Here is a 564-nt window from a genome sequence, read left to right on the forward strand (position 1 = left end):
TGCACGTAAACCTTTTAAAAATTCGATATCAGCAGGAATTACCCCGCCCTCACCTTGTACAGGCTCTACAATTACTGCACAGGTTTGCTCATTAATAACTGCTTTAGCTGCTTCTAAATCATTATAAGCAACATGGCTAATGCCGTTTGGAAGTGGTGCAAAGTCTTGTGAATATTTTGGCTGACCACCAGCCGAAACGGTAAATAAAGTACGGCCGTGGAACGCGTTGTTAAATGCCACAATACCGCTTTTACCTGCGACACCGCTGTCGAGTCCAACTTTACGAGCAAGCTTTAATGCTGCTTCATTTGCTTCTGCACCTGAGTTACAGAAGAATACTTTGTCTGCAAATGTATTTTCAGTGAGTTGTTTAGCAAGACGCAGTACTGGTTCATTGGTATAACCATTGCCGACATGCCAAAGTTTTTTTGCTTGTTCTGTTAACGCATTGACTGCCACTGGATGCGCATGACCTAATGCATTTACTGCAATCCCGCCTGCAAAATCGATATATTCTTTATTTTCTTGATCCCAGATACGTGAACCTTCACCACGTACCGGAAT

At 42.7% G+C, this 564-nt stretch carries 1 protein-coding gene; it reads right to left on the reverse strand.

Annotation, left to right across the window (positions count from 1 at the left end; translation table 11 throughout):
• Positions 1-564, reverse strand: a 564-nt coding sequence (locus tag J671_RS24795) for an aminotransferase class III-fold pyridoxal phosphate-dependent enzyme (protein ID WP_031983793.1), incomplete at both ends; no start/stop codon positions are given.

The sequence above is a fragment of the Acinetobacter sp. 1130196 genome, assembly GCF_000588095.1.
Lineage (GTDB): Bacteria > Pseudomonadota > Gammaproteobacteria > Pseudomonadales > Moraxellaceae > Acinetobacter > Acinetobacter nosocomialis.